Origin of the sequence: Williamsia sp., assembly GCF_036566845.1 — a bacterium.
In the GTDB taxonomy this organism is placed as follows: Bacteria; Actinomycetota; Actinomycetes; order Mycobacteriales; family Mycobacteriaceae; genus Williamsia.
Genome location: NZ_DATCVM010000250.1, coordinates 1 through 3,472, shown reverse-complemented (window position 1 = coordinate 3,472; position 3,472 = coordinate 1). Strand labels below are relative to the sequence as shown.

At 65.6% G+C, this 3,472-nt stretch carries 4 protein-coding genes and 1 pseudogene; 3 read left to right on the top strand and 2 right to left on the bottom strand.

All coding sequences use genetic code 11. The features are described from left to right. Positions 1-487: pseudogene (locus VIQ49_RS24285) on the bottom strand (hypothetical protein); the annotation flags it as partial. Between the two features lie 43 nt (positions 488-530). Between VIQ49_RS24285 and VIQ49_RS24280 the strand changes: the two are divergent. Continuing rightward, positions 531-821 (top strand): transposase, encoded by a 291-nt coding sequence (locus VIQ49_RS24280; RefSeq protein WP_331889153.1) that lies wholly within the window; start codon positions 531-533, stop codon positions 819-821. After that, positions 818-1,753 carry an IS3 family transposase gene (locus tag VIQ49_RS24275; RefSeq protein WP_331889152.1) on the top strand — a complete coding sequence of 312 codons (936 nt, stop codon included), beginning with the start codon at positions 818-820 and terminating at the stop codon, positions 1,751-1,753. The genes VIQ49_RS24280 and VIQ49_RS24275 overlap by 4 nt, the downstream gene beginning before the upstream one ends. A gap of 30 nt (positions 1,754-1,783) precedes the next feature. Here VIQ49_RS24275 and VIQ49_RS24270 read toward each other — a convergent pair whose 3' ends face one another. Further along, positions 1,784-2,647: an alpha/beta hydrolase gene (locus VIQ49_RS24270; RefSeq protein WP_331889151.1), complete on the bottom strand. Its 864-nt coding sequence runs from the start codon at positions 2,645-2,647 to the stop codon at positions 1,784-1,786. An 86-nt stretch (positions 2,648-2,733) separates the two neighbouring features. Here VIQ49_RS24270 and VIQ49_RS24265 point away from each other — a divergent pair, with 86 nt between their 5' ends. After that, entirely contained in the window at positions 2,734-3,249 is a 516-nt protein-coding gene (locus VIQ49_RS24265; RefSeq protein WP_331889150.1) for a CGNR zinc finger domain-containing protein, read from the top strand. The last annotated feature ends 223 nt before the right edge of the window (positions 3,250-3,472 follow it).

The following is a 3,472-nucleotide window of genomic DNA, read 5'->3' as shown; positions in this document are numbered from 1 at the left end:
GATACCACGCGATCGCGAAGCGAGAGGTCGAGTCGAAGTCACCTTCCTGCTCATTCAATACCTGGTCAAGAATCTCGTTGATTCGGGCCAACGCCGAGCGCACGGCCATCGTTGACCCATCGGGCTCAAGCACCGCTCCATAGCGACTGAATACCGCCATACCTGGGCCAATGGCTGCCTGCGGAAGATCCACCGGCGCAATCAATCCCTGTTGCAGTTTACGAAGGGCAGTCGGCAGTTCGGCCTCGAGCGCACTGATGAAGCCCCTACGGTCGGTCGTCGGGGCATCCTCAGGACGGGGTCGAAGTGACAATACTATCGACGAAGCGAGCGCATTCATTCCACTGGCCATCATTCGGTTTGCCAGCTCGCTGCGCATCGGCCAAGTTGACGTTATCTCCCATCCTGCTTGGATCATCCCCTCGAGGAGGGTCTCCCAACCGGTCGACGACTCGCCAAAGGCATCCGACTCAGATTGCTTGAATGACATTCCCCCAAGACCGTGGAGGCGTCAGCTATAAGGGGTAGTGATGTCAGAGAAGCGGAAGAAGTACGACCGGGAGTTCCGTGAGGGGGCTGTTCGGATCGTGCGTGAGACGGGTAAGGCGATCGCGGCGGTGGCGCGGGACTTGGGGGTCCACGAGGGCACGTTGGGCAATTGGGTGGCCCAGGACCGCGAGGCCCGGGAGGGCCGGGGTGAGTTGTCCGGCGACGATGTCGAGGAGCTCAAACGCCTGCGCAGTGAGAACGCCGAGCTGCGGATGGAGCGTGATGTCCTCAAGCGATCAGTGGTCCTGTGGGTGAAGGAGGCGACGAAGTGAGCGTGGCACGCTTCATCGCCGACCAGAGGACCAAATACCGGGTGCCGCATACGATGACGTGTGTGCTGTTGGGTGTCAGCGTGTCGTGGTTCTACAAGTGGATCACCCGTGCTGAGTCCACCGATGGGTTGCACACCGACACCGATCGGCGCCGCGCGCGCCTCGATACGGCAGTGGCGGCGGCGTTCACCGCCGCCAAGGGGCTGCATGGTTCGCCGCGGCTGATCGCTGACCTGCGTGATCTGGGCTGGGAGGTGTCGGAGAAGTCGGTGGCCGACTCGATGCGCCGCCAGGGTTTGGTGGCGCGCCGCATCAAACGCCGCAATGGGCTGACCAAGCAGGACAAGACGGCACCGAAGTTCCCGGATCTGGTGAAACGGAATTTCTCCGCGGCGGCGCCGAACCGCAAGTGGGTCGGTGACATGACCGAGATCCCCACTGAGTGCGGTCAGAAACTGTATTTGGCGACCGTGCTGGACCTCTATAGCCGCCGGCTGCTGGGGGCGGCGATGGGCCTGCACCCGGATGCTGAGCTGGCGTGTGCGGCGATCAAGATGGCCGTGACGGCGCGCGGCGGCCGCCAGGTGATCTGGCGCGATGAGCAGTCCGAGCGGGTCATCTTCCACACCGACCGCGGCAGCACCTATACCGCACACGCGTTCACCACGCTGTGCCGGCAGTTGGGAATTCGGCAGTCGATGGGCCGGGTCGGGTCGTGTTTCGACAATGCTGCCGCCGAGGCGTTCTTCTCCTCGCTGGAATGGGAAGTGCTGTCGCGCAATAGTTTCCGTGATACTATTCATGCGCAGGCTGCGGTTATCGACTGGTGCTACACCTTCTACAATCACCAACGCCGGCACAGTGCCGCCGACGGGCTCTCGCCCGTCAACTACGAGATCAGGGAATCCAACACCAAGCCGGAAGCGGCATAGGAAACCCTCCACGATTTCGGGGGAACCACACTAGAGACGGCGGGCCAGGAAGTCGCGGATCAGGGCGGCCACCTCAGCGCCCGCGGTCTCCAGCAGGAAGTGCCCTCCGTCGAGCAGGTGGATCTCCGCGTCGGCCGCGTCATCGGCGAAGGCCCGGGCACCGTCGGGCCCGAAGATCGGGTCGTTCTCGCCCCAGACCGCCAGCACCGGAACCTCACTGGTGCGCAGGTAGTCGTGCAGCGCGGGGTAGAGCTTCGAGTTGGTGGCGTAGTCGAGGAAGAGCCCGAGCTGGATCACGTCGTTGCCGGGCCGTGAGATCAGCGCGAAGTCGTGGTGCCAGGTGTCGGGACTGACCAGGCTCTCGTCGGACACGCCTTCCAGGTACTGCCAGCGGATGGACTCCAGGCTCAGCGCGCCGCGCACGCCCTCCTCGGTCTGCGGGGTCTGTTCGCGCTGGTAGGCCCACACCGTCGTCCAGAAGCTCTCGACGAAGCCGGCGTCGTAGCCATTGCCGCTCTGCGTGACGATCGCGGTGATGGCCGCCGGATCACGCAACGCGAGGCGCCACCCCACCGGGGCGCCGTAGTCCTGGACATAGATCGCATACCTGGAAACACCGAGCTGCTGCAGCAGCCCGGCGGTGACGTCGGCCAGCGCGTCAAAGGTGTAGTCGAACTCGTCGGCCGACGGCGCATCGGAGTACCCGAAGCCGAGGAAGTCGGGCGCGATCACCCGGTACCGGTCCGACAGCTGCGGGATCAGGTTGCGGAACATGAAGGAGCTGGTGGGGAATCCGTGCAGCAGCACGATGGCGGGCGCATCTGCCGGGCCGGCCTCGCGGTAGAAGACGCGGCGCCCGGCCACGGTCGCATAGCGGTGGTGCACTTCGGTCATGACTAACTCCTAAACGTTGTTTTTACGGTTAGTCATCATTGAACCCGGCGTGCTGTAACCTGTCAATAGTTTTTTGGAGGTTAGTGATGGACGTGTATGCGACGACCCCCGACGACGAGGCGTTCCTGCTCGATCTCCTCAACACCACGCCCGTCGTCGACGGCTCCCCGACCGATGTGCTCGCCGACCGTGCCGACGCCACCCGGTGGATGCGCGAACACGGCGTCCCCACCGGAGACGCGGAGTGGACGGCACTGGTGCGGGTGCGTTCGGTGCTGCAGGCGATCACCCGCGGCGAGCAGTCACCGTCGGCGTTGCAGTCCCATCTCGACGGGGTGCGGCTCCGCCCGGCCGCCGACGACGACGGACTGCACTGGCAGCTGGAGCTCGACGGTGCGGCGGTCGGCGCCGCCAGGGCCCTGCTCGCCTGGGACGGGCTGCGCCTCACCAGCCCGGGCCGGCTGCGCCCGTGCGCCAACACCGAATGCCGCTTGTTCCTGATCGACCGCAGCAAGCCCAACACCGCCCGCTGGTGCTCGATGGCGACCTGCGGCAACCGGATGAAGGCGCGTCGGCACTACCACCGCACCCGCGCCGACTGACCAGCCCCCGCCGGCCCCCGCCGAAACGGCATTCCGGCAGGGCCGCACTCGCAGTTTGCCTGCCGGCGGAGTGCCATTTCGGCGCAAGAAGGGGGGTTACGCGCCCAGCTGGCGTTCGACGATGTCGGCGCCGCGGCGCATCCCTCCGGTCGCGGCGAACCCGTCGGCGATTTCCGTCGCCGCCGCCGACATCCCCATCGCCGCCTGCACGGCACCGCGCAGC